23 protein-coding genes are annotated in these 25456 nt (G+C 65.9%); 10 read left to right on the top strand and 13 right to left on the bottom strand.

The genetic code is table 11. The features are described from left to right. Positions 1-3: 3 nt before the first annotated feature. Positions 4-426: a 4-oxalocrotonate tautomerase family protein gene (locus ML401_RS14180; RefSeq protein WP_194407622.1), complete on the bottom strand. Its 423-nt coding sequence runs from the start codon at positions 424-426 to the stop codon at positions 4-6. 111 nt (positions 427-537) lie between these two features. Between ML401_RS14180 and ML401_RS14175 the strand changes: the two genes are divergently transcribed. Next, positions 538-1392: a LysR family transcriptional regulator gene (locus ML401_RS14175; protein WP_285812279.1), complete on the top strand. Its 855-nt coding sequence runs from the start codon at positions 538-540 to the stop codon at positions 1390-1392. Positions 1393-1396: 4 nt separating this feature from the next. On the opposite strand, the gene ML401_RS14170 is transcribed toward ML401_RS14175, so the two are convergent. From ML401_RS14170 to ML401_RS14160, 3 genes are read right to left on the bottom strand one after another with little or no spacing between them, the layout of a single operon-like run. Beyond that, positions 1397-2833, bottom strand: a complete 1437-nt coding sequence (locus ML401_RS14170; protein WP_285812278.1) for a TIGR01777 family oxidoreductase — start codon at positions 2831-2833, stop codon at positions 1397-1399. Beyond that, positions 2830-3495: a DUF4166 domain-containing protein gene (locus tag ML401_RS14165; RefSeq protein ID WP_285812277.1), complete on the bottom strand. Its 666-nt coding sequence runs from the start codon at positions 3493-3495 to the stop codon at positions 2830-2832. Before ML401_RS14165 ends, ML401_RS14170 begins: the two co-directional genes overlap by 4 nt. Before the next feature lie 15 nt (positions 3496-3510). Continuing rightward, positions 3511-4068 (bottom strand): GbsR/MarR family transcriptional regulator, encoded by a 558-nt coding sequence (locus ML401_RS14160; RefSeq protein WP_285812276.1) that lies wholly within the window; start codon positions 4066-4068, stop codon positions 3511-3513. 143 nt (positions 4069-4211) lie between these two features. Between ML401_RS14160 and ML401_RS14155 the strand changes: the two genes are divergently transcribed. Further along, positions 4212-5732: a PAS domain-containing sensor histidine kinase gene (locus tag ML401_RS14155; protein ID WP_285812275.1), complete on the top strand. Its 1521-nt coding sequence runs from the start codon at positions 4212-4214 to the stop codon at positions 5730-5732. A gap of 59 nt (positions 5733-5791) precedes the next feature. Here the strand turns inward: ML401_RS14155 and ML401_RS14150 are convergent, their stop codons facing one another. Beyond that, a complete protein-coding gene (locus tag ML401_RS14150) occupies positions 5792-7090 on the bottom strand; it encodes an RsmB/NOP family class I SAM-dependent RNA methyltransferase (protein WP_285812274.1) in 1299 nt (432 codons plus the stop codon). Positions 7091-7118: 28 nt separating this feature from the next. Continuing rightward, complete coding sequence (locus ML401_RS14145; protein WP_285812273.1) at positions 7119-7541, bottom strand: MAPEG family protein; 423 nt, start codon at positions 7539-7541, stop codon at positions 7119-7121. 169 nt (positions 7542-7710) lie between these two features. Here ML401_RS14145 and ML401_RS14140 point away from each other — a divergent pair, with 169 nt between their 5' ends. Next, the gene (locus ML401_RS14140) at positions 7711-8325 is read left to right on the top strand and encodes an acriflavin resistance protein (RefSeq protein WP_285812272.1); all 615 of its coding nucleotides are present in this window, start codon (positions 7711-7713) and stop codon (positions 8323-8325) included. Positions 8326-8394: 69 nt separating this feature from the next. Continuing rightward, a complete protein-coding gene (locus tag ML401_RS14135; protein WP_285812271.1) occupies positions 8395-9237 on the top strand; it encodes a metallophosphoesterase in 843 nt (280 codons plus the stop codon). A gap of 14 nt (positions 9238-9251) precedes the next feature. Here ML401_RS14135 and ML401_RS14130 read toward each other — a convergent pair whose 3' ends face one another. From ML401_RS14130 to guaB, 3 genes are all read right to left on the bottom strand, one after another. Beyond that, complete coding sequence (locus ML401_RS14130) at positions 9252-9551, bottom strand: hypothetical protein (RefSeq protein WP_285812270.1); 300 nt, start codon at positions 9549-9551, stop codon at positions 9252-9254. 153 nt (positions 9552-9704) lie between these two features. Next, complete coding sequence (locus tag ML401_RS14125; RefSeq protein WP_285812269.1) at positions 9705-10727, bottom strand: NADP-dependent oxidoreductase; 1023 nt, start codon at positions 10725-10727, stop codon at positions 9705-9707. 168 nt (positions 10728-10895) lie between these two features. Next, the gene (gene guaB, locus ML401_RS14120) at positions 10896-12389 is read right to left on the bottom strand and encodes an IMP dehydrogenase (protein WP_285812268.1); all 1494 of its coding nucleotides are present in this window, start codon (positions 12387-12389) and stop codon (positions 10896-10898) included. A 476-nt stretch (positions 12390-12865) separates the two neighbouring features. On the opposite strand from guaB, the gene ML401_RS14115 reads away from it, so the two are divergent. Continuing rightward, positions 12866-14356, top strand: a complete 1491-nt coding sequence (locus tag ML401_RS14115) for a DHA2 family efflux MFS transporter permease subunit (RefSeq protein WP_211418055.1) — start codon at positions 12866-12868, stop codon at positions 14354-14356. Positions 14357-14418: 62 nt separating this feature from the next. Here ML401_RS14115 and ML401_RS14110 read toward each other — a convergent pair whose 3' ends face one another. Both ML401_RS14110 and ML401_RS14105 read right to left on the bottom strand, forming a co-directional pair. Beyond that, the gene (locus ML401_RS14110; RefSeq protein WP_211418056.1) at positions 14419-15117 is read right to left on the bottom strand and encodes an RlmE family RNA methyltransferase; all 699 of its coding nucleotides are present in this window, start codon (positions 15115-15117) and stop codon (positions 14419-14421) included. A 1-nt stretch (position 15118) separates the two neighbouring features. After that, the gene (locus ML401_RS14105) at positions 15119-16204 is read right to left on the bottom strand and encodes a Ppx/GppA phosphatase family protein (protein ID WP_212068382.1); all 1086 of its coding nucleotides are present in this window, start codon (positions 16202-16204) and stop codon (positions 15119-15121) included. 211 nt (positions 16205-16415) lie between these two features. Here ML401_RS14105 and ML401_RS14100 point away from each other — a divergent pair, with 211 nt between their 5' ends. Further along, positions 16416-18788, top strand: a complete 2373-nt coding sequence (locus tag ML401_RS14100; RefSeq protein WP_285812267.1) for a xanthine dehydrogenase family protein molybdopterin-binding subunit — start codon at positions 16416-16418, stop codon at positions 18786-18788. Between the two features lie 99 nt (positions 18789-18887). On the opposite strand, the gene ML401_RS14095 is transcribed toward ML401_RS14100, so the two are convergent. After that, positions 18888-19688: a hypothetical protein gene (locus tag ML401_RS14095; protein ID WP_259206070.1), complete on the bottom strand. Its 801-nt coding sequence runs from the start codon at positions 19686-19688 to the stop codon at positions 18888-18890. Positions 19689-19793: 105 nt separating this feature from the next. On the opposite strand from ML401_RS14095, the gene ML401_RS14090 reads away from it, so the two are divergent. From ML401_RS14090 to ML401_RS14080, 3 genes are all read left to right on the top strand, one after another. After that, on the top strand, positions 19794-20285 hold the full coding sequence (locus tag ML401_RS14090; RefSeq protein WP_259206068.1) for a YaiI/YqxD family protein: 492 nt from the start codon (positions 19794-19796) through the stop codon (positions 20283-20285). A gap of 2 nt (positions 20286-20287) precedes the next feature. Next, positions 20288-22099 (top strand): ABC-F family ATP-binding cassette domain-containing protein, encoded by a 1812-nt coding sequence (locus ML401_RS14085; RefSeq protein ID WP_259206066.1) that lies wholly within the window; start codon positions 20288-20290, stop codon positions 22097-22099. A 64-nt stretch (positions 22100-22163) separates the two neighbouring features. Then, positions 22164-23243 (top strand): D-TA family PLP-dependent enzyme, encoded by a 1080-nt coding sequence (locus ML401_RS14080; RefSeq protein WP_259206065.1) that lies wholly within the window; start codon positions 22164-22166, stop codon positions 23241-23243. Here the strand turns inward: ML401_RS14080 and ML401_RS14075 are convergent, their stop codons facing one another. Continuing rightward, positions 23244-24146, bottom strand: coding sequence for a LysR family transcriptional regulator (locus ML401_RS14075; protein WP_285812266.1), 903 nt, complete (start codon positions 24144-24146; stop codon positions 23244-23246). A 91-nt stretch (positions 24147-24237) separates the two neighbouring features. Between ML401_RS14075 and ML401_RS14070 the strand changes: the two genes are divergently transcribed. Then, positions 24238-25455, top strand: a complete 1218-nt coding sequence (locus ML401_RS14070; protein ID WP_285812265.1) for an MFS transporter — start codon at positions 24238-24240, stop codon at positions 25453-25455. The last annotated feature ends 1 nt before the right edge of the window (position 25456 follow it).

The following is a 25456-nucleotide window of genomic DNA, read 5'->3' as shown; positions in this document are numbered from 1 at the left end:
GCCTCACGCCGTCTGCAGCGGCACCTCGAGCTTGCCGGCGATGTAGCGCCGCTCCTGGGTCAGGCCGCCAAAGCCGTAGGCGTCACTCTTGACCTCGTCGACATGCGCATAGGTCTCGGGATGCAGCGGCCCGAGAATCTCGGCCATGCGCTTAAACATGGCGGCGAGATAGGCCGCCTTCTCGTCCTTGGTGTTGGTGCCTTCGCTGACGTGGATGTCGAGCCAGTAGCTCGCGAGCTTCTGCTCGGCCAGCGACTTGCCACCGGCAAACCAGTCATCGGCATCCACCGACTTGACGATGATGGCGGTGACTTTGGGATCCTTGTGCAGGATTTTTGCGGTGAGCTCGGACACGGCGCTCGCGATGTCGGCCTTCAGCGACGGCGCCTGGCGGGAGGTGGTGTAGGACACGGTGATCAGGGGCATTGTGGCTCTCCTCGAGATGCGGCGCTGTTTGCGCGGCGTTGGTGAGAAGCTAGACCCGCGGCCTTCATTTTGGTATCTTATCTCTGTTGATACCAGTGATAAGACTTCATAATGACAGCCACACTCGACATCGCCACCATCAAGGCTTTCCTGCTGGTCGCCGATCTCCAGAGCTTTACGCGGACCGCCGAAGCGCTCGGCACGACGCAGGCCGCGGTCAGCCTCAAGCTGCAACGGCTGGAGACGTTGCTGGGAAAGCGCCTCGTCGAGCGGTCGCCGCGCGCGGTCCGGCTCACTGCCGACGGCGCCGGCTTCCTCGATCGCGCCCGCGCGTTGATGGCGGCGCATGACCGGGCACTGTCAGGCGAGGCACCTGCCGCTCAATCGCTCTCGCTCGGCATCTCCGATCATGCGACCGGCCCCGAACTGGTGCCGCTGCTCGAACGCCTGCACGCGATGTCAGCAAATCTCACCCTCGCCGTCACCATCGGCTTCTCGCGCGAGATGCAGGATGCTTACGATTCAGGCGAACTCGATGCGGTGATCGTCCGCCAGGAAGGCAGCCGCCGCGGCGGCGAGACGCTGACCGAGGACGAGTTCGGCTGGTTCGCCGCACGGCGCCTCTCCCTGCCGAAAGGTGAGCCGCTGCCGCTTGCGACGCTCGCCCCGCCCTGCGGTGTTCGCGCCATTGCCGTACGCGCGCTCGACAAGGCGGGTCTTGCCTGGCGCGAGCGCTTCGTCGGCGGCGGCGTGACGGCGGTGGTCGCAGCGGCGCTCGCAGGACTTGCCGTCGCACCGCTGGCGCGCCGGATCGCACCTGCCGGGCTGGTCGACATCGGGCCCGCGCACAAGCTGCCGAAGCTCGGCAGCTCGAAGGTGATGCTGCATTCGAAAGTCAGCGATCCCGCGAAGCTTGCTGCGCTGCGTGCGGTGGCGGCGACCTTTAGAAGTGTCGCCGCCAACTGAGGTTTCACAAAATCGCCTCGAACGCGCTGCGCAGCGTTTCGTGCTTGAACACAAAACCGCGGCTCAGCGCTTTGTTCGGCAGCACGCGCTGACCGCCCAGCAAAAGCTCGTCGGCGAAGCCACCGCCGATCCGCCGCAGCAGGCTGCCGGGAATGCGGAACACCGCGGGCCGATGCAGGCGCCGCCCGAGCTCTTCGGTGAACTTCGCGTTGGTGACCGGAATCGGCGCAGTGGCGTTGACGGGCCCGGCGAGATCCGGCGTTGCCATCACATAGGCGATCAGGCGAATCAGATCGTCGCGCTCGATCCACGACATCCACTGCCGCCCGGTGCCGAGCGGGCCGCCGAGACCGAACTCGAACGGCGTCAGCATGCGCGTGATGAATCCGCCCTCGGTGCCGAGCACGAGGCCGATGCGCAAATAGACCACGCGCACGCCGAGCTCCTCCGCCGGACGCGCCGCCTGCTCCCAGGCCGCGCACAGCTCGTGGCTGAAGCTGGCGTGCGACTTCGCCGACTCCGTCAGCACCTGGTCGGCCCATAGACCGTACCAGCCGATCGCGGAGCCGCTGACGAGAACCTCGGGCTTGTGGTCGAGCCGCGCGATCAGCTTGACCACCTCGCCGGTCATGTCGACACGCGAGCTGATGATCTTGGCGCGCTTCGCCTCGGTCCAAAGACCATTGCCGATCGGCTCTCCCGCGAGATTGACGATGGCATCGATCCTTGTTTCCGAGGAGAGCTGATCGAGGCTGGTGATCAGCGTCACCGGCGGCGGCAACATCTCGGCCTTGGCAGGGTTGCGGATCAGCGCAATGACATCATGCCCTGCCCCGCCGAGGCTCGCGGCAAGCCTACCGCCGATGAGGCCGGTGGCGCCCGTGATGAGCACGGTCTTGCGACCGGGCAGTTTCTCGACGAGCCCGGCAGCGGGCACGCTTCGCATCCGGCCGAGCCGGCGCATCGCCGCAAAATCCCTGACGCCGCACAGCGCCGCGCCAATCGCGCAGGCGGTGGCGGCGATGCTGAGCAGGCCCTGGTACACGACCCTCACGCCGAACGGCTGCATCGCCCATTCGATCAGGACCGGCAGCAGCAGCACGAGAATGGCGCCGTAATTGATCGCGAGCAGCGTGTGATTGATGCGCTCGCTCGGCGGCAGTTTCCGGCTGAGATCCTCCTCGACGAAATCCATCAGCGTGATGACGATCTCGGCGACCAGCACCACGACGATCAAGAGCGCCAAAACGCCGTAGACCTCCAACCAGCCGAGCACGAGGAACAGCAGCGCATAAAACATGTTGCGGATGCCGTGCAGCTTCAGCTCGAAGCGCTGTGACGGCCGCCAGGCCAGGCGCTCGGTGAATTCGTGATGATAGAAGGTGTCGAACACGCCCATCACGATCTGGATGGCGATGAGCGCCCACAACAGCGGCGTCATGATACGGCCTCCCTGAAGATGGCGGACTGATGGATCAGCGCGCCGCAACGCGGGTGGGTGACATCGAGAGTGAAACGGAAGGCGCCCTCGCCGAGATCGCGATGAGTCACCGTGAGGTCGCCCGGCGTGAGCCATTGCGGCAGCGGGATCCAGAGCGAGCCGAGCTGGAGGCCGTAACCGGCGCTGCGAAAGGTCAGCGTCTCGCCCTCGACCGCGATCCGGAGCGCCATCGAGACGCCGAAGCCGACATATTCCTCGAGCCCGGTCGGTCCGGCGAAACGCTTGGCGGAATGGATCACTTGCGGAAAGCCGCGCTTGCGCGCGCAGATGCGGGTCCAGGTCTGGCCGCCGGTCGCGCTGTCCTCGGTGACGGTCACGATCATCGGCACGCCGGTGTCACGGCCGGTCGGCAGCGGCCCGCCGATCAGCCTTGCTGCCTGCGCGAACCACCAGCCGATGTCGCTGAAAGAGATTTCGTCGACCACGCCGACATAGACCACGCTGTCGCCATCGGCGACACGTTTGGAAAAGCGCCGCCAGGTTGCGAGCGGCAGGCGGCCCCAATCCTCGTCCGACAACAGCGAACGGAAACGGCGATCGTCGAACAGTTTGGTGTGAACGGAGAAAGGTGCGCTGGAGCCTGATAATCGAGCCGACGTCATCGCACCCTCCCGACACTATTTGACCTTGCCCAGCGGCAGCAGGCTCACGATCTTCTCGCCAAGGCGCATCAAGGCGACCAGCCGCGGCCGCGGCACCTTCAGCATCTGCATGAACCAGTGGTCGGCGAGCTCGGTGAAGGCGAGCATCTCCTTCAGCCGCTTGCTGGCGACCGGATTGATGGTGGGATCGTCGGTGGCGTCGGACACGCAGGCCCTGAGCGCCGCGATCGCCGGATCGAGCTCCCGCTCCTTGCGCCGCGCCGCAATTCTGGCGGCGACCTCCCAGATGTCGGTCTCGGCCTCGTAATGGTCGCGGCGGTCGCCCAGGATCGGCACCCGGCGGATCAGGTTCCAGGCGAGCAATTCCTTGATCGAGTTGGAAACGTTGGAGCGCGCCATGCCGAGCGTGTCGGCGATATCCTCGGCAGTCATCGGTGCTTCGGAAAGGTAGAGCAGCCCGTGGATCTGGCTGACCGAGCGATTGACGCCCCACTCGTCCCCCATGTCGCCCCAATGCAGGATGAAGCGCTCGACGGCGGCGGGGAGTTTCTTCTTTCCGGTTATTTCTGTCATTACAGAAATATCTGATAAGACCGATCCGCTGTCAAGAGCAACGCCGTCGGCATACGAGGCGGGGAATCTGCTTAAAAATGTTCCAGGCCCAGGGAACCATCCGGCGCTTGTGGCGTTTGCTCCAGTCGAGGCGGGGTCCCGGAATGGTTGAAAAAGTCAGTCAACAGAGAGACTTGTTCGAGAGCGAACGCAGTTTCCGGCTGTTGGTTGAGGGAGTTGCGGACTACGCCCTCTACATGCTCGATCCCAAGGGGATCATCACCAGCTGGAACATCGGCGGCGAACGCATCAAGGGCTATTCACCCGAAGAGATCCTCGGCCAGCATTTCTCCCGCTTCTACACCGAAACCGACCGCGCCAACGGCAAGCCGGCCCGTGCGCTCGGCATTGCCAGGGAGAAGGGCCGCTACGAGGAGGAAGGCTGGCGCGTCCGCAAGGACGGCACGTTCTTCTGGGCCAGCGTCGTGATCGATCCGATCTACGAGGACGGCAAACTGGTCGGATTCGCCAAGATCACGCGCGACATCACCGAACGCCGCAATACCCAGATCAAGCTCGAGGCGATGCAGAAGCAGCTCGCCGAGTCCCAGAAGTTCGACGCGCTGGGACAGCTCACCGGCGGGGTCGCCCACGACTTCAACAACCTGCTGATGATCATCAGCGGCAGCCTCCACATGCTGAAGCGAGGGGCCGACGACCCGGCCAAGCTTCAGCGCGCGATCTCCGCGATCGAGACCGCCACCAGGCGCGGCGCGGCGCTGACCAACCAGCTGCTCACCTTCGCGCGGCGGCAGAGCGTCAACCCGCAGGCGATCAATTTCGCCGAACGCATCGCGGCGATCCGCGAGGTGCTCGATGCCGGCGTCGGCAGCTCCGTGCGGCTGGCCTTCGACATCGGCGGCGACGTCTGGCCGGTCAAGACCGACGCTTCCGAACTCGAGACCGCGCTGCTCAACCTCGTCATCAATGCCCGCGACGCGATGCCCGACGGAGGCACGGTGACGATCCGCGCGCGCAATGTCGCGCTAGACGAAGCGCCCCTCGCCGGCGATTTCGTCGCAGTCGACGTCACGGATACCGGGCTCGGCATCCCCTCCGACGTGCTCGACAAGATCTTCGAGCCGTTCTTCACGACCAAGCCGATCGGAAAAGGCACGGGCCTCGGCCTTTCTCAGGTGCACGGCTTCGCGCATCAGGCCGGCGGCACCGTGAAGGTCGCAAGCGAGCTCGGCAAGGGCACGACGTTCACCATCGTCCTGCCGCGCGGAGAAGACGCGCCGTCACAGGACACGGTTGGGGAGCCGGCGTTCCAGGGCAGCGGCACGGTGTTGCTGGTGGAGGACAATCCGGACGTCGCCATCGTCAGCATTGGCCTCTTGGAGCAGCTCGGCTACCACGTGCGCCGCGTCGCCGACGCCGAAGCCGCCTTGCGCGAGATCGAGACCAACGGCGTCGATTTCGTGTTCTCGGACATCGTCATGCCCGGCAAGATGGATGGCCTCTCGCTCGCCCATCATCTGCGCCAGATCCATCCCAACCTGCCGATCCTGCTCGCCACCGGCTACAGCGAGGTCGCCGCCGGCGTGCGCGGGGATTTCCCGATCCTGCGCAAGCCATATGAGATCCACGAGCTCAGCGAGGCCATCGCCAAGCTGCCAAGGTGAGCTCCTCGAGAGGTGAACACCTCGGGTGGGCAAAGGCGCGCTTCGCTTTGCCCACCGGCTTACGATTTCCGCAGCACCGAGACGAAAAACCCGTCCGTTCCGGTTCGCCGCGGCGTCATCAGCCAGCCTTCGTCCGAGCGCAGCGCGGCCTCGCCAAAACCCTCCGCCTTGTCCCAGAGCACGCTGGCGGTCTGCTCGGGCGGTACGACCGAAAACTCGCCATGGCGCGCGACGAACGCCCTCACCTGATCGCCGTTCTCCTCTGAAAGCACCGAGCAGGTGATGTAGGCGATGCGGCCGCCCGGCTTCACCAGCGGAGCCGCTCGCGCGAGCGCCTCGGCCTGGTCGCGCAGGCGAATCTCCAGCGCGCCCGGCCGCATGCGCCATTTGGCGTCGGGGTTGCGGCGCCAGGTCCCGGTTCCCGTACAGGGCGCGTCGATCACGACCAGATCAGCCGAGGCGCGAATGTCGGCCAGTGGATCGGCCTCGCCCTTGGGCGTGCGGACATCGGCATTGTGGACGCCGGCGCGCGACAGCCGCTCGTGGATCGGCGCGAGCTGGCGCTTGTCGCGGTCGGTCGCGATCAGCCGGCCCTTGCCCTGCATCAGGGCGGCGAGCGCCAATGTCTTGCCGCCTGCACCGGCGCAGAGGTCGATCACCTGCTCGCCGGGCTTTGCCGCGGTGAACTGGGCCGCAAGCTGCGATCCCTCGTCCTGCACTTCAACGGCGCCCTTGATGAAATCCTCTTCCGCCTGGATGCCGGGGTTGCGCGCATCGGCCGAAAGCTCGATGCGCAAGCCCGTTACCGACCATTGCGTCGGTTTCGCATGAAGATGAGCAAGTGCCTTCAGCACCTTGTCGCGGTTGGATTTTAGCGTGTTGACGCGCAGGTCGAGCGGCGCCCGGCTCGCCATCGCGGCCGCCTCCGCCACACGGTCCTCGCCGAACACTTTTGCAAGGTGCGGATCCAGCCATTCCGGATAGTCGCCGGCGATCGCGGCCGGCGCATCTTTCAGAGACCGCGAGGCGAGCGCGGCCTGCTCGGCCTCCGTCAGCGGCGCCGGCGCGAAGCGGCTGCCGTCGAACAAGGCGCCCATCGTCGCCGTGTCCATGTCGCGTTCGAGCCGGAGCATGCCGATCAGCCGCGCGCGGGCGGTATCGGAATCCATCAGGAACGCGCTCGAGGCGTAGCGGCGCAGCACGTCCCAGACGAGGCCGGCGATGGCGGCGCGGTCGCCGGAACCGGCGAAGCGGTGCGCGGTGCCCCACTCCTTCAGCGCCTTGGCCGCGGGCACGCGATCCCTCTCGATGGTGTCGATCAGTTCGATGGCTGCGGACAGCCGGGCAGCGGGGGTCATTCTTTATCTTTCGTTGGCGGGCGAGCGCCTAGATCAGCAACAAGAGCTTCAGCGCGAAGTAAATCCACATGGCGAGCAGCACCAGCACGCCGGCGATCCAGACCGTGGAGCGCCGGCCGAGATCGTTCGAGGAGACGAAGACCCCGGCATGGGCAAAGCGCGTCACCACGAACACCCAGGACATCAGCACGATGAAGAGATCGGCGCGGCGCAAGGGCAAGGCCAGCGCGATCAGAACGTAGAACAGTACCGGCAGTTCGAACTGGTTGCGGTAGCAATTGGCGATCTGGGTGGCGCCCTTCGGCCAGTTCGGCTCGCCGAGCGCAATGTCGCGGATCTTGGTCTCGCCCGAGACCAGCGTCTTGCGGCGCGCGAAAACCATGCCGATCAGCAGGGCGAAGGTGAGCCCGATCTGGACGAAGACCGGCAGCAAGACCATTTGAACGGACATCGGAACTTTCCCGCAAGGCGAAACGTCGCTGCCCGTCATTAGCGGCGACTTCTGACGCTGACAATCAGCGAGTTGAACCGGCGTTCCCGCTCTTGCGACCAACCACCGATCGTTAAAGCGATTTCGGCCCTGGTCGGGGCCCAAGGCGAGATAGAGGCGAGATGGCGCCATGACCACCCTGTCCAGCCTATGGACCGAATCCGCCGGCGGCCAGCTCGGCATCCTGATGTCGGCGCTGTCGGGTATCGCGGTGGCGCTCGCGGTCGCGCTGGCAATGAAGGTGTACTTCCGCCTGAGCTACCGGAGCTGGCGCGACGTCGTCAGGCATGGCCTGGCCGGGCTCGCGGCGATCGCCTTGTTCGCCTTTGCCGCCTACGACATGCGCCACGCCGCGCTTGCCTATCTCGGCCTCAATCCCTCCAAGCCCGCCGTCGAGTTCGAGATCCGCATGCCCCGGGAGATGCTGACCGCGGCGACCGACAGCCAGATCGAGCTGCACACCGACCGCAACCAGACGCTGGCGCTGGTCGATGGCGTGCGCGATCTCGATGACGGCCGCGCGCTGCTGCGCGGCGCGGTTGCGCTCAACCACCGCACCGCGGACCGCATGCTCGTCGTCAACCTGCCGGGCAAGGGCACGTTCGAGTTCCGCCTCCGCCTTCCCGCCGAGCCGCATCGCACCGGCGAGTTCGGCCCCTGGCATCTCGCCGACCGCATCGCCTCTCCGCTGGCAGGAGCCATCGCACCGCAGGACGGCTACACGATCCGCTACCGCGTGCTTTAAACTTTGTTCGCTGCGATCCGGACCTGCGCCGTCATCGTTCCGACGCGCGAGGGCGGGTAAGCTGATCGCATGTCCGAATTTCGCCTGACCCAGATCTCCGACACCCATCTCGGCCGGCGCTTCCCCGGCCTCGTCGCCAACTTCCATCGCGTTTGCGAGCACATCGACGCTGATCGGCCCGATCTCGTCGTCAACACCGGCGACGTCTCCTTCGACGGACCGACCGGCCGCGACGATGTGGTCTTCGCAAAAGGCCTCCACGACGCCCTGCCCGTCCCGTGCCGCTATCTCCCCGGCAATCACGACATCGGCGATAATCCGACCGCGATCGGGCCGGCGCCGAAGCCGCCGGTCAGCGAAGCACACCGCCGGCAGTTCTGCGACATCATCGGCGAAGACCATTGGGCGTTCGAAGCCGCAGGCTGGCGCTTCATCGGCCTCAATTCGCTGGTGATGACTTCAGGGCTCGCCTTCGAGGCCGAGCAGTTTGACTGGCTGGCATCCGAGATCGCGCAGACGAACCGCAAGCCGGTGGCGCTGTTCCTGCACAAGCCGCTGTTTCTCAACCGGCCCGACGATCCGGAGACGCCGGAGACCTCGATCCGCTACGTGCCGCAGCCGGCGCGGGCCCGATTGATCGAGATGTTCGCGCATGTCGACCTGCGCCTCATCGCATGCGGCCACGTGCACCAGCGGCGCGATTTCACTTGGCACCGCACCCGCCATGTCTGGGCGCCGTCGGCCGGCTTCGTCATCAACGATGCGCGGCAGGACCGGATCGCACTCAAGGAAGTCGGCCTGGTCGAGTATCGCTTCCGACCCGACAGTTTCGAGGTCCGCCACGTCAGGGTCGCAGGCCAGGTCGATGTCGACATCGAGGAGCTGCTCGCCCAGATGGGCGGCGAGCATTAAGGCCTGCCATCGGCTCAGGCGACGCTCTTGAGATCCTGCTGGATCGCGGCGAGCAGCGATTGCAGCGCTTCGCTGTTCACCGGCTTGGCCGCGAGATCATTGGCGGATGGCGACCTGGCAGGCTGGGCGGCCTTGACCGGGCGCTTCGGGAATGGCGGCGGCGGCGCCGGCATCGCGGGACGGGTCAAATCGCCCTCCTCGTCGACATGGACGAACTTGCCATGGATGACGTCGTCGCGGCGGCCCATGACGAACATGGTCGTCCAATAGCCGGCCGCCAGCAGGATAACGCAGAAAACACTGATCTCTAACATCGCAACACCCAAAATATGCGCGATGATTCAACGTCTTCGTCGTGGGGTCAATGAACCGGCGGTCACACCTGCGGCTTTTGCGGAACAGGTGTGGCCGATCGGTCACTCTTTATTAACCATGTTCGCCCCCCCCTCGGAGGCGGGAGCGGCAGGTCAGGCCTTGTCCGGCCCGACCCGGACCAGTTGCTTGCCGAAATTGGCGCCCTTCAGGAGGCCCATGAAGGCGCCGGGTGCGCTTTCCAGGCCCTCGGTGACGAACTCCTTGTACTTGACCTTGCCGTCACGAACCCAGGCGGACATGTCGCGCAGGAAATCGCCATGGCGGGCGGCGAAGTCGGAGACGATGAAGCCGCGGAAGGTGAGCCGCTTGGTCAGCGTCGCGCGCATCATGCTGGCGGCCCATTTCGGCGGCCTTGCCTCGGTGTCGTTGTAGTGCGCGATCAGGCCGCAGACCGGCACGCGGGCAAACGGGTTGAGCAACGGGAAGACCGCCTCGAACACAGCGCCGCCGACATTCTCGAAATAGACGTCGATGCCTTTCGGGCAGGCGTCCTTCAGCTTCGCGGCGAGATCAGGGTCGCGGTGATCGATGCAGGCATCGAAGCCGAGCTCCCTCACGACGTAGTCGCACTTGTCCTTGCCGCCGGCGATGCCGACCGCGCGTGCGCCCTTGATCTTGGCGATCTGGCCGACCGCCGAGCCGACCGCACCGGAGGCGCCGGCAACGACGACGGTCTCGCCAGCTTGCGGCTTGCCGATGTCGAGCAGCCCCGTATACGCGGTCATGCCGGGCATGCCGAGCACGCCGATCGACGTCGAGATCGGCCCGAGCTTGGGATCGACCTTGATCAGGCCCTTGCCGTTCGAGATCGCATGGGTCTGCCAGCCGGAACGAATGCGCACGATGTCGCCTTTGGCGAAGTCGGGATTGTTGGACGCCGCGACCTCGCTGACCGCCTCGCCTTCCATCACGCCGCCGACCGGCACCGGCGCGGCATAGGACGGCCCCTCGCTCATCCGCCCGCGCATATAGGGATCGAGCGACAGCCAGATCGTGCGCAGCAGAACTTCGCCTGCGCCCGGCGTCGGCACCGCGAATTCCTCCAAGCGGAAATCAGATGGCTTGGGCTCGCCGACGGGACGCGCGGCGAGAACGATGCGTTTGGCTTGGGACATGGCTTCCTCCTGATTGTCTTTCGACGTGGACGGAAGCGGAGGCAGTTAGCTGCGTCAATACAAAAGGAGTGGAGCGATAAGACGCAGAGGCGCGCACATCTCTCGTGTCCCGGACGCGCTGCAACGCGCAACGTTGCTGCGCAGACCCGGGGCACGAGAGCGGAGTAACTAACCCCCGCCCGGATAGTTCGGGCTCTCGCGCGTGATGGTGACGTCGTGGACGTGGCTCTCGCGCAGGCCCGCGCCGGTGATGCGGACGAACTGCGCCTTGTCGTGCAGCTCCTTCATGTCGCGTGCACCGACATAGCCCATCGCGGCGCGCAAGCCGCCGGCGAGCTGGTGCATGACATTGCCGACCGGACCCTTGTAGGGCACCTGGCCCTCGATGCCCTCGGGCACGAGCTTGAGCGTGTCCTTGATGTCCTGCTGGAAGTAGCGATCAGCCGAGCCGCGCGCCATCGCGCCGACCGAGCCCATGCCGCGATAGGCCTTGTAGGACCGGCCCTGCCACAAGAACACTTCGCCGGGGGTCTCGTCAGTGCCGGCGAGCAGCGAACCGACCATGGCAATGTCGGCGCCGGCGGCGAGCGCCTTGGCGAGGTCGCCGGAGAACTTGATGCCGCCGTCGGCGATGACGGGGATGTCGGCCTTCTTCGCGGCTTCGACCGCGTCCATGATCGCGGTGAGCTGGGGCACGCCGACGCCGGCGACGATGCGCGTGGTGCAGATCGAGCCCGGCCCGATGCCGACCTTGATGCAGTCCGCACCCGCGTCGATCAGCGCCTGCGTGCCTTCCGTGGTGGCGACGTTGCCGGCGACGACCTGCACCGAATTGGACAGACGCTTGATGCGGTTCACCGCATGCAGCACGTGGCGGGAATGGCCGTGCGCGGTGTCGACGACGACGAGATCGACGCCGGCATCGATCAACCGCTCAGTGCGCTCGAAGCCGGTGTCGCCGACGGTGGTGGCGGCGGCGACGCGCAGGCGCCCCTGCGCATCCTTGCAGGCGAGCGGATGGGCGACCGCCTTCTCCATGTCCTTCACGGTGATCAGGCCGACGCAGCGATATTGCTCGTCGACCACCAGCAGCTTCTCGATGCGATGCTGGTGCAGCATCCGCCGCGCTTCGTCCTGGCTGACATTCTCGCGCACCGTGACGAGGCCTTCATGCGTCATCAGCTCGGAGACTTTTTGCCGGCGGTCGGTGGCAAAGCGGACGTCGCGGTTGGTGAGGATGCCGACCAGCTTGCCGGGCGTGTTCTTGCCCGCGCCGGTGACGACGGGAATGCCGGAGATACCGTGATCGCTCATCAGCTTGAGCGCGTCGTCGAGCGAGGCCTCGGGGCTGATGGTGAGCGGGTTCACCACCATGCCAGACTCGAAGCGCTTGACCTGCCGCACCTGCGCGGCCTGCCCCTCGGGATCGAAATTGCGGTGGATGACGCCGAGCCCGCCGGCCTGCGCCATCGCGATCGCCATGCGCGCCTCGGTGACGGTGTCCATGGCCGAGGCCATGATCGGGATGTTGAGCGGAATGGCGCGAGTGACGCGGGAGCGGATGTCGACCTCGCCCGGCATGACGTCCGACAGGCCCGGCTTCAGCAGCACGTCGTCGAACGTAAAGGCTTCGCGGATGCCCTGAAGTTGCACCGTGGCCATTTGCCAACTCCTTCCTGCGGCCGTGCCGCAAATGCTAATGGATGAGCGCCGCCCTCGGCGTACCTTGCGGTTGGCCGGGAGAATCGGAGCCCATCGGTGGGGTTGACGCGGGTCGATAGCACGGTCGCGTGACGAATCAAAGCAAATCGGACCGCCGACCAGCCATGCACAGGCTTTTTACGCAAATTCGGCGGGGATAGCCCATGCCCCCTCCCACCCGCTGACATTCCGGGCCGCGACAAAGTCGCGAACTATGGTGCGCAATTGCGCACCTGAGATTTCATCCCACAGAGGTCCCGCGGCCCAATGGATTCCGGGCTCGCGCCAAGTGGCGCGCCCCGGAATGACGGACACGGAGGGTCATCCCGTCGTCACGCAGGATTTAGGTGCCATGCGTCGATCCGCAATGGTCGCAGGCCGGCGGCGGTGATAAGCCGCAAGCACACCTTCCTTCCGATTTCCCTTACCAATCCGTCATGGTCGACAAGCAACGCATCATTCCGCTGATCGTGGCCACTGCTCTCTTCATGGAGAACATGGACTCGACGGTGATCGCCACCTCGCTGCCGGCGATTGCGGCCGACATCGGTACCAGTCCGCTGACGCTGAAGCTCGCGATCACCTCCTATCTGCTGTCTCTCGCGGTGTTCATCCCCGCGAGCGGCTGGACCGCCGACCGGTTTGGCGCACGGATGGTGTTCGCAATTGCGGTCGGCGTGTTCATGGTGGGCTCGGTCGGCTGCGCGCTCTCCTCCTCGGTCACCGATTTCGTGTTCGCCCGCATCCTGCAAGGCATGGGCGGGGCGATGATGACGCCGGTCGGGCGCCTCGTGCTGCTGCGCTCGGTCGACAAGAGCGCATTGGTCAACGCCATGGCGTGGGTGACGGTGCCGGCCCTGATCGGCCCCGTGATCGGACCGCCGCTCGGCGGCTTCATCACGACCTATGCGTCCTGGCACTGGATCTTCCTGATCAACATCCCGATCGGGCTGCTCGGCATCTTCATGGCGCTGCGCTTCATCGATCCCATCAAGAGCGAGACCCGGGAGCCGTTCGATCTCTACGGCATGGTGCTCGCCGGCATCGGGCTTGCCGGCATCGCGTTCGGGCTCTCGGTTGCCGGACTGAACCTCCTGCCATGGAGCACGGTGGCCGCGCTGGTCGTCGGCGGTGCGATCTCGATGACGCTGTATGTCCTGCACGCCCGGCGCACGGGCTCGCCGGTGCTCGATTTCTCGCTGCTGAAGCTGCCGACCCTACGCGCGGCCGTGCTCGGCGGCTTCCTGTTCCGGCTCGGCATCGGCGCGCTGCCGTTCCTGCTGCCGCTCCTGATGCAGATCGGTTTCGGGCTGTCACCGTTCCATTCGGGTCTCGTCACCTTCGCCTCCTCGCTCGGGGCCATGGGCATGAAGACCCTGGCGGCGCGCCTGATCCGCACCTTCGGCTTCCGCAATCTGATGACGGTGAACGCGATCGTCAGCGCATTCTTCCTCGCGGTGTGCGCGCTGTTCACGGTGACGACGCCGCTGCTCATCATCATGGTGATCCTGGTGGTCGGCGGCTTCTTCCGCTCGCTGGAGTTCACCGCGATCAACACGGTCGCCTATGCCGACGTCGAGACCGCGCAGATGAGCCGCGCCACCACGCTCGTCAGCGTCAACCAGCAGCTCGCGGTGTCCGCCGGCGTCGCCGTCGGCGCCGCATGCGTGGAAACGACGATGTGGTTCAACCATGTCAGCGAGATCGATGCCACCGTGTTTGCACCGGCCTTCGTCGTGATCGCGCTGACCTCGGCGGCGTCGAGCTGGTTCTTCTGGCAGATGCCGGCAGATGCCGGCCACGAGATCTCGGGCCGCAAGGCCGTGGAGATCGCGAGCCGCAAGGGCGCCGGCAAAGGCATAGAAAAGGCGGCGGTCAAGGCGGCGAGCGAGGATACGCAGGACGTGCGGGACCAGCGGCTGGGGTGACGACCTCCTCGGTCATTCCGGGGCGATGCGAAGCATCGAAACCGGAATGGCGGAGTTTGCGGCTACCCTGTTCCCTCGCCGCGAAACCCGGTCGCCAGCACGTAACGTTCCGAAGAATCCTGTCGGCTCGCCGCCGGCTTGACGTGGCGCACGGCGGCGAAGTCGCGCTTGAGCTGGGCGAGCAGGTCGGCGTCGGCGCCGCTCTGGAAGGTCTTGGCCAGGAAGGTGCCGCCGGGCTTGAGCACGTCGCAGGCAAAGGCCGCCGCCGTCTCGACCAGGCCGACGATGCGGAGCTGGTCGGTCTTGCGGTGGCCGGTGGTGTTGGCGGCCATGTCGGACATCACGACATCGGCGCCACCGCCCAGCATCGCGGTGAGCTTCTCGGGCGCATCGTTGTCCATGAAGTCGAGCTGCGCGAAGTCGACGCCGGGAATCTCGGGCATCTCCAGCAGATCGATCGCGACGACCTTGCCCTTGCCCTCCGTCGATCCGACGCGCTTGGCGGCGATCTGGCTCCAGCCGCCGGGCGCAGCGCCGAGATCGACCACGGCCATGCCGGGCTTGAGGAACCGGAACTTGTCGTCGATCTCGAGCAGTTTGAACGCCGCGCGGGAGCGATATCCGGCCGCCTTGGCTTTGACGACATAGGGATCGTTGAGCTGCCGCTCCAGCCAGAGTTTCGACGACAATTTGCGCTTGCCGCCGGTCTTGACCTTGGTCTTGACTTGGACGTGCAAGCGGCCGGTGGTGTCCTTGGCCATCTCACCAGCTCCTGAGCGCGCCGTCCTCGCGCATCATCTCGACCAGCATGCCCTCGCGCAAGCCGCGGTCGGCGACGCGCAGGCGCGGCAGCGGAAAGGCGCGGCGGATGGCGTCGAGGATGGCGCAGCCCGCCAGCACCAGATCGGCGCGCTCGACGCTGATGCAGTTGTTGGCCGCGCGTTCCTCGTAGCTCATGCCGAGCAGCTTGTTGATGGTCGCGGTGATGTCGGAATCATTCATCCAGATGCTGTCGATGCGGCGGCGGTCGTAGCGCGCGAGGTTAAGATGGATGCCGGCGAGCGTCGTCACGGTGCCCGACGTGCCGAGCAGGTGCATGTCGGCGAGATCGCCGCCATGCTCTTCTGCGAACGGGGTGACGTGGTTCGCGACCTCCTGCTCCATCGCGGCATAGATCTCCGGCGTCACATCGCGTCCGCCGAACTGCTCGGCGAGCGTGACGACGCCATAAGGGATCGACATCCAGGCCTTGATGCGCGGCTCCGGATTGTCCGCGTCGCGTTCGATCCGCACGAGCTCGGTCGAGCCGCCGCCGATGTCGAACAGGATTGCGCCCCGCCCCCTCGGGTCGACCAGCGGCGAGCAGCCGAGCACCGCGAGCGAAGCCTCGGTCTCGCGGTCGATCACCTCCAGCTCGATGCCGGTCTCGGCCGCGACCCGGCTGCGGAACCCCTCCGCGTTCGAGGCCGCGCGGCAGGCCTCGGTTGCGATCAGCCGCAACCGGCGCGCCCTCCGCAAATTGATCTTGTCGCGGCAGATGCTGAGCGCGGCGATGGCGCGCTCGATCGCGGCATCGCTGATGCAACCGGTCGCCGAGACGCCCTCCCCGAGCCGGATGATGCGCGAGAAGGAATCGACGACACGAAAGCCGTCCTGGGTCGGACAGGCGATCAGCAGCCTGCAATTGTTGGTGCCGAGGTCCAGCGCCGCATAGACGCCGGTTCCCGGCGCCTGCGCGCCGACGGCCGGTTCGGTGGCCAACGCCACCGCCGCCATCGACCCCTCCAGCTCACCGTGCGGCCCATGTTGGCTGACATGGCCGTCGCGGAGCCGCGTGTGGTCATTCATACAAACTGTCTTTCCGAGGCCGGTCGGGCCGGTCAGGAATTGCTTTTTCGCCTGAAACATTAGCAGCGCGGCAGGCCTGCGCAACATCGCATCACATGGGACCATGCCCATTCGTGCGTTGTCGTGAACGGAGCCGTGGGCTATTTTTAAAGGGTCCGGTCCCCCAGGCGCCCTCCCAAACGCGCAATTGCCGGCTTTTCAGGTCAATTCCATGCAAGAACACACCAAATCGTCCACGCTCGAAAACGCTATTGCACTGCAAAAATATGGCGTCGGGCAGCCCGTCCGCCGCAAGGAGGACGACACGCTGGTGCGCGGCAAGGGCCGCTACACCGACGATTTCAACCTGCCCGGCCAGGCCTATGCCGTGGTCGTCCGTTCCACCCATGCCCATGGCACCATCCGTGGCATCGGCATTGACGCCGCCAAGGCGATGCCGGGCGTGCTCGGCGTGTGGACCGGCAAGGACCTCGATGCCGCCGGATACGGCCCCTTCACCTGCGGCCTGCCGCTGAAGAGCCGCGACGGCTCGCCCTTGCTCCAGACCAACCGCCAGCCGCTGGCGACCGACAAGGTCCGCTTCGTCGGCGATCCCGTCGCCTTCGTGGTGGCGGAGACGCTGGCGCAGGCCCGCGATGCCGCCGAGGCCGTCGAGCTCGACGTCGCGCCGCTGCCAGCCGTGACGGACCCCGAGGAAGCTTCCAAGCCCAGCGCGCCGCAGCTCTATGAGCACATCCCGAACAATGTCGCGCTCGACTATCACTATGGCGACGTGGACAAGGTCAACGCCGCCTTCGCCAGCGCGGCCCATGTCACCAGGATCGACATCGAGAACACCCGTGTCGCCGTGGTCTCGATGGAGCCGCGCGTTGGGCTAGCCTCCTACGACAAGAAGACCGAGCGCTACACGCTGCAGGTGCCGACGCAGGGCGTCGCGGGCAACCGGGCCAATCTCGCCAAGAACCTGAAAGTGCCGAACGAGAAGGTGCGCATCCTCACCGCCAATGTCGGCGGCTCCTTCGGCATGAAGAACATCAACTACCCCGAATACATGTGCATCCTGTACGCGGCGAAGGTGCTCGGCCGCCCGGTGAAATGGCTCGACGAACGCTCGACCGCCTTCCTCTCGGACAGCCACGGCCGCGCGCAGAAGATCCATGCCGAGCTCGCGCTCGACGCCGAAGGGCATTTCCTCGCAGCCAGGCTGTCCGGTTACGGCAATCTCGGCGCCTACATCACGGGTGTCGCGCCGGGGCCGCTCTCGCTCAACACCGGCAAGAATTTTTCCAGCGTCTACCGAACGCCGCTGATGGCCGTCGACATCAAGGTGGTGCTGACCAACACCACGCTGATGGGCGCCTATCGCGGCGCCGGCCGGCCGGAGGCGAACTATTACATGGAGCGGCTGATCGACCGCGCCGCCGACGAGATGGGCATCAACCGCCTGACGCTGCGCAAGCGCAACTTCATCAAGCCGAACCAGATCCCGTTCGCGGCCTCCTCCGGCGTCACCTATGACAGCGGCGACTTCCAGGCCGTCTTCAACAAGGCGCTCGAAATCTCCGATCACGAGAATTTCGCCAAGCGCAAGAAGGAGAGCAAGAAAGCCGGCAAGCTGCGCGGCATCGCCGTCGGCTCCTATCTCGAGGTCACCGCGCCGCCGAGCCCCGAGCTCGGCAAGATCGTGTTCGAGCCTGACGGCAGCGTGCAGCTGATCACCGGCACGCTCGACTACGGCCAGGGCCATGCCACGCCGTTCGCGCAGGTGCTGAGCGCGCAGCTCGGCGTCCCCTTCGAGAGCATCAAGCTGGTGCAGGGCGACAGCGACATCGTCCACACCGGCAACGGCACCGGCGGCTCGCGCTCGATCACGGCGAGCGGCCAGGCCATCGTGGGGGCAGCCAAGCTCGTCATCGAGAAAGGCAAGCGTGCAGCCGCGCACATGCTCGAAGCCTCCGAAGCCGACATCGAATTCGAAGGCGGCAGCTTCACGATCGCCGGCACCGATCGCAGCATCGACATCATGGAGCTCGCCAAGCGCTTGCATGACGGCAAGATGCCGGAAGGCGTGCCTGATTCACTCGACGTCGATCACACCAGTGAACCTATCGCCTCGGCCTTCCCCAACGGCTGTCACGTCGCCGAAGTCGAGATCGATCCGGAAACGGGCGTGGTGCAGATCGTGCGCTACAGCGCGGTCAACGATTTCGGCACCGTGATCAACCCGCTGCTGGTCGCAGGCCAGCTCCATGGCGGCGTGGTCCAGGGCATCGGCCAGGCGCTGATGGAGCACATCCGCTACGACGAGAGCGGCCAGCCGATCACGGGCTCGCTGATGGACTACGCTTTGCCGCGCGCCGAGGACGTCCCCAACATGACGGTCGGCGACCACCCGGTGCCCGCCACCACCAATCCGCTCGGCAGCAAGGGCTGCGGCGAAGCCGGCTGCGCCGGCAGCCTGTCGACCGTGGTCAACGCCGTGCTCGACGCGCTCTCGGATCTCGGCATCAAGCACATCGACATGCCGCTGACGCCGGAGCGTGTCTGGCGCGCGATCCAGGACGCGAAGAGCAAGGCGGCGTAGGGCTGTTTGTCGTTCCGGGGCGATGCGAAGCATCGAACCCAGAACCTCGAGATTCCGGGGTCGGTCCTGCGGACCGCCCCGGAATGACGTTCTAGAATATTACGCCGCCGCCTGCTCGCGCGGCTGGTAGATCGCGGTGTGCTGGCAATGCGCCAATGGCGTCGTGCCGTTGCCGACGACCAGCGCGTCGAGCTCGACGAAGCGGTGGCCCTTCTTCTCGTAATTCGCGGTAACCTTTGCCCGCGCGGTGATCTCGTCGCCGGCGCGCGCGGCGGACAGCAATTGCATGCGGCTGCCGACATGGATCCACGGACCCAGGATCGTGTTGTCCACCAGCACGCGGTTCATCACGCGCTGGATCAGGCCGGGATGGCCGAGGCCCTCGCGCGCAAAGATCAGATCCTTCTCCCTGACGTCAGTGAGATAGTCCGCCGCATCCTGCCCGGCCCAGCGGCGCGGCGCCGTGCCCAGCCATTTGCCCGCCTCGAACGTCGCGGGACTGACCGGCTTGCGCTCGCCCGCCACGGGCACCGCGAGATAGTCGCTGAGGGACACCGCCGGCGCGGCCGCCGGCAACGAGGCCGTGCCCGTGGCGCATAGTGTGGTGCGGCTGAAGACCTCGATGGTCAAGAGGCCGTTGTGCTCGGTCGCATCGACATCGGCGGTCTCACCGTCATAGACCGGCTTGATGAAGCGGGCCTCGACCAGGCCACGGCTCAGGAAGTCGCGCCCCCAGCGCGCGATCGGCACATGCATCATGTAGGCGAAGACGTCGACGCCCGGGACCAGCCCGCCTTCAAAGCCGAAGCGGCGCGCTACACTGTCGTCGTGCATCTTGTTTTCGGATTGTTTGGCGGTGTTGTAGGCCTCGACGCGGTAGGTTTCGAGCCGGTTCGGCATGGCTGGCGTTCCCAATATTCTTGTTGTTTCGGGCCGATCGTAGGCCCCCGGGAACAGCGGTCAATCCCCTCGCCTTTGGGCCCTGAATGCGGTACCACGCGGCGAATGACCGACACCCCCACCCGCATCTATGTCGACGCCGACGCCTGTCCGGTGAAGGACGAGATCTACCGCGTGGCGCTCCGGCACGGCGTGCCCGTCAGCGTCGTCGCCGGCAATTTCATCCGCGTGCCACAGGACCCGCTGATCGAGCGCATCGCCGCGGGCAGCGGCATGGACGCGGCCGACGACTGGATCGCCGAGCGTGCCAAGCACGGCGATGTCGTCGTGACATCCGACATCCCGCTGGCCAGCCGCTGCGTGAAGGCGGGCGCCGATGTGATCGCGCCGAACGGAAAACCGTTCACGGAGGAATCGATCGGCATGACGCTGGCGGTGCGCAATCTGATGACGGATCTGCGCTCGGCCGGCGAAGTCACCGGCGGCCCGCGATCGTTCTCCCCGCGCGACCGCTCCACCTTCCTCTCGGCGCTCGACCAGACGCTGCGCCGCATTCAGCGCCGCCGCGCGGATACAGCCGCAACCAGCCAGAGCTGACCATGGCGCCCCCGCTGATCCAACTCAAAGACATCAAGCTGACCTTTGGCGGCACGCCGCTGCTGTCGGGCGTCGAGCTCAATGTCGCACCATCTGAACGCGTCTGCCTGATCGGCCGCAACGGCTCCGGCAAGTCCACGCTGCTGAAGATCGCGGCCGGCATCGTCGAGCCCGACGGCGGCACGCGCTTCGTGCAGCCCGGCGCCACCGTGCGCTATCTGCCGCAGGAGCCTGACTTCGGCGAGCACAAGACCACGCTTGCCTATGTCGAGTCCGGCCTCGCGCCCGGCGACGACCAGCATCAGGCGCGCTATCTCCTCGAGCAGCTCGGGCTCACCGGCGATGAGAATCCGCACAATCTCTCCGGCGGCGAGGCGCGCCGCGCGGCGCTGGCCTATGTGCTGGCGCCCTCGCCCGACATTTTGCTGCTGGACGAGCCGACCAACCATCTCGATCTCGCCACCATCGAATGGCTGGAACAGGAGCTCGACTCCAGGCGCAGCGCGCTCGTCATCATCAGCCACGACCGCCGCTTCCTCACCAATCTGTCGCGCTCGACCGCCTGGCTCGATCGCGGCAGAATCAAGCAGATCGACCGCGGCTTTGCCTCCTTCGAGGCCTGGCGCGACGAGGTGCTGGCGGAAGAAGAGCGCGACCAGCACAAGCTCGACCGCAAGATCGTCGACGAAGAGCACTGGCTGCGCCACGGTGTCTCCGGCCGGCGCAAGCGGAACGTCAAGCGCCTCGCCAATCTGCACACGTTGCGCGACCAGCGCCGCAATTATCGCGGCACGGCCGGCACCGCCAGCCTCGCGGCTTCCGAAGCTGAACAATCAGGCAAGCTGGTGATCGAGGCCAAGGGCGTCACCAAGGCCTATGGCGAGCGCAAGATCGTCGATAATTTTTCGACCCGCATCCAGCGCGGCGACCGCCTCGGCATCATCGGCCCGAACGGCGCCGGCAAGACCACCCTGGTCAACCTTCTCACCGGCGGCATGGAGCCTGATTCCGGCACCGTGCGGCTTGGCGCCAATCTGGAGACGGCCACGCTCGACCAGCACCGCGAAAGCCTCGATCCCAAGTCGACGCTCGCGGAGGCCCTGACCGGCGGCCGCGGCGACCAGATCATGGTCGGCGGCAAGCCGAAGCACGTCGTCGGCTACATGAAGGACTTCCTGTTTGCGCAGGAGCAGCGTGGCACGCCGGTGGAGGTGCTCTCCGGTGGTGAGCGCGGCCGCCTGATGCTGGCGCGCGCCCTGGCAAAACCCTCGAACCTCCTGGTGCTGGACGAGCCGACCAACGATCTCGATCTCGAAACGCTCGACGTGCTCGAGGAGATGCTCGGCGACTACGACGGCACGGTGATCCTGATCAGCCACGACCGCGACTTCCTCGACCGCGTCGTCACCTCCGTGATCGCGCCGGAGGGTAACGGCAAGTGGACCGAATATGCCGGCGGCTACAGCGACATGCTGACCCAGCGCGGCGCGGATCTGAAGCGCGAGACAGCCAAAGCAACTCCGGCTGCCGAGAAGAAAGAGGGGCGCTCAGCTGCCCCCGCCTCCGCGCCGAAGCGCAAGCTGAGCTTCAACGACAAGCATGCGCTGGAGACGCTGCCGAAGAAGATGGAGGCGCTGCAAGCCGATATTGCAAAACTGCAGCGCGTGCTTGACGATCCAAACCTCTACGCCAAGGATCGCAAGAAGTTCGACGACACATCAGCTGCGATCGCCAAGGCACATGAAGAATTATCCGCCGCCGAGGAGCGCTGGCTCGAACTTGAAATGCTCCGCGAAGAGATTGAACAGGCATAGCGCGCATTCCGCAAAAGTGGGCACCGGTTTTGCGATCAGAATGTACGCCAACCAAGAGACTCCCATGACAACTCCCCTCGCCGCCAAGATCGCCCGTGAATACGGCACGCCCTGTGCCGTCATCGACATGGACAGGGTCGAGCGCAACATCGCGCGCATTCAAAAGGCCTGCGACGAGGCCGGAATCGCCAACCGGCCGCATATCAAGACGCACAAGAACCCGACCATTGCGAAGATGCAGGTCGCGGCCGGCGCCAAGGGCATCACCTGCCAGAAGATCGGCGAGGCCGAGATCATGGCCAATGCCGGCATCGACGATATCCTGATCAGCTACAATCTTCTCGGCGAGGAAAAGATGGCGCGTCTCGGCGCGCTGAACGCCAAGACCAACATGACGGTCGCCGCCGACAATTCGACCGTCGTCGCCGGCCTGCCCAAGGCCGCCGCGGCGTCGGGCCGCCCGCTCTCTGTCGTGGTCGAGTGCGATACCGGTCGCAAGCGCGCAGGCGTCGAGACGCCGGCGGAGGCGATTGCGCTGGCGCGCGAGATCGCGGGATCGAAGGGTCTCGAGTTCGCGGGCTTCATGCTCTACCCGACCGAGACCGGCTGGGGCGATGCGCAGAAATTCTTCGACGAGGCGCTGGCCGGCGTGCGCGCGCACGGGCTCGATGCTAAGATCGTCTCGACCGGCGGCACGCCGAACCTCGTCAACATCGGCAAGCTCAAGGGCGGCACCGAGCACCGCTTCGGCACCTACATTTACAACGACCGCATGCAGGTCGCGGCCGGCTCTGCCACGTGGGACGACTGCGCGCTGCACATCTACTCGACGGTGGTGAGCCGCGCCGCGCCCGAGCGCGGCATCCTCGATGCCGGCTCGAAGACGCTGACGACCGACACCGGCGGCCTCGACGGCCATGGCCTGATCCTGGAGCATCCCGAGGCCAAGATCGCGAAGTTCGCCGAGGAGCACGGCTTCCTCGACCTCTCCCGCAGCAACACCCGCCCCAATGTCGGCGACGTCGTCCGCATCGTGCCGAACCACGTCTGCGTCGTCGTCAACATGATGGACGAGGTGGTGATGGTGCGCGGCGATGAGATCATCGGCACGCTGCCGGTCGCAGCACGCGGCAAGCTGCGGTAGCTAGCCCTCAATCAGCGCCCGGAGTTCCCGGACCAGACCCTCACGGAAGAGTCTGATCGGCCGCTCCAGCCGACCGGCTGGGGCACGATGTACCACCCATGCGCGCACGGCAGGCTTGAAGTCGCGCGCGGCAATGGGCTTGAGCTTCTCGCGAAACGCGCTGTGCTTCAGCGCAATCGGGGTGACCAGCCCGACGCCGAGGCCGCGCGACACCAGCGACAGCCGGAGCTCACTGTCCAGCGCCTCGACGGCGATACTGAACGGCAGATGCTCGGCATCGAACTTTCGCTTCAGCGTGTCGCGAAACCCGCAACCGTCCGGATTGATTACCCACGATAGCTGCGACAGCTGTTCAAGGTCGACAGTGCGCGGGATCTTCATGTCGCGCGCGACGACGAAGACGACGGGCTGCGCGCCGAGATCGTCGGCGACAAGATCGGCAGGCGGCACTGCGCCGTCAGGCAGACAAATCGCAGCCACGTCCAGCTCGTTACGGCAAACACGCTCGAGCTGGTTCGGCGACCAACCGGAGACCACCCGCACGGCCAGCCCCGGAAATTCGGCGCGCACCGCATCGAGCGGTCCGGTCAATCCTGCCTCCGAGAGAAACGGCGTCAGACCGAGCCTGAACTCGCCGCGCACGATGCCGTCGTTAGCCACGCCCGACTTGAGATCGTCCAGCATCCTGAGCAGGCGCCGGCCCTGCTCATAGGCCTCATGGCCCGCCGCCGTTGGCTTCAGAGGTTTCGAGAGCCGGTCCAACAGCTGCGCCCCCAGCATCTCCTCGAGATTCTGGATACGTCGGGTCACGCCGGGCTGCGTGAGATTGAGACGGGCCGAAGCCGCGACGATCGATCCGGTCTCGACCACGGCGACGAAGGCCACGAGGTCATGGGTGTTCATAAGAAACTCGCATAATCTTTATAGACTTATTTGAATTGTAGCATATTGATAGTGCCGCTTAAAGGTCTCCGCACCACGACCGCGAGGGCCCATGACCGCTTCCGAAACGACAACGCCTGAGTCTCGAAACCAGCTTGCCGAGCGGCCCCTGATCTGGCTCGGCGCGATCACCGCTGGCGTCGTCGTCACCAATCTGTTCGCGCCGCAGATCCTGCTCGGCCTGATCGGCCAGTCCTTGTTGATGCCTGCCTGGCAGGCGGGCCTGATCAGCACGCTGACCCTGTTCGGCTATGCCCTCGGCCTGCTGCTGCTCGTGCCATTGGTCGATCTTGTCGAGAACCGGCTTGTCATCCTGCGGACGCTGGGCTGCGCCATCCTTGCAGCGCTTGCGACGGCATTCGCGCCAACGCCGATACTCCTACTGCTCGCGACTTTCATCCTCGGCGCCTCCTGCGCTGCAATCCAGATGATGGTTCCGTTGGTCGCATCCATGGTGGCGCCGGATCGTCGTGGCGGGGCCATTGGCGAGGTCATGGGCGGATTGATGATCGGTATTCTGTTGTCACGGCCTGCGGCGAGCCTGATCGCTGATCTCTGGAGCTGGCGGGCTTATTACGTCGTCTCGGCTGCTCTGATGGCGCTGCTTGCCGGCGCGCTCGCCCGTTACCTTCCCACCCTTCAACCCCCGGCACGCGCGAGCTACGCCGAATTGCTCCTTTCCTTTCCACGGCTGCTGCGCGAAGAGCCCGTGCTGCGCGTACGCGCCTGGACGGCCTCCCTCGTCATGGCCTCCTTCACGGCCTTCTGGTCGGCGGTCGCGCTGCGGCTGCCGGAGGCACCGTTCAACCTCGACGCCCGGGGAATTGCGGCGTTCGCGCTGATCGGCGTCGCGGGCGCCGCGGCGACACCGATGGCCGGCCGATGGGGCGACAAGGGCCGGGCACGTCCGATGTTCTTCGCGGCACATCTGCTCATCATCGGCTCGCTCGCACTTTGCGCATGGGCGGGCATGCTGGAATCCCGCATCGCCGGCCTGCTCGTGCTGAGCCTCGGCACCATCCTGCTTGACGTCGGCATCACCACAGACCAGACGCTGGGCCGCCGCGCCATCAACCTTTTGCGTCCGGAAGCCCGCGGCCGCATGAACGGCCTGTTCGTCGCGCTGTTTTTCATTGGCGGTGGTATCGGCGGGGCGGCGGCATCGCTGGGCCGGAGCTACGGCGGGTGGACGATGGTCTGCGCGGTGGCGGCAAGCTTCGGCGTGCTGGCACTCCTCACCAGCCTCATTACCCGAACCGGCACGTCATAAC

The organism is Bradyrhizobium sp. 62B, from assembly GCF_030272265.2.
In the GTDB taxonomy this organism is placed as follows: Bacteria; Pseudomonadota; Alphaproteobacteria; order Rhizobiales; family Xanthobacteraceae; genus Bradyrhizobium.
Note: the sequence above shows the minus strand (reverse complement) of the source record. Positions and strands in the feature narration are given on the sequence as shown.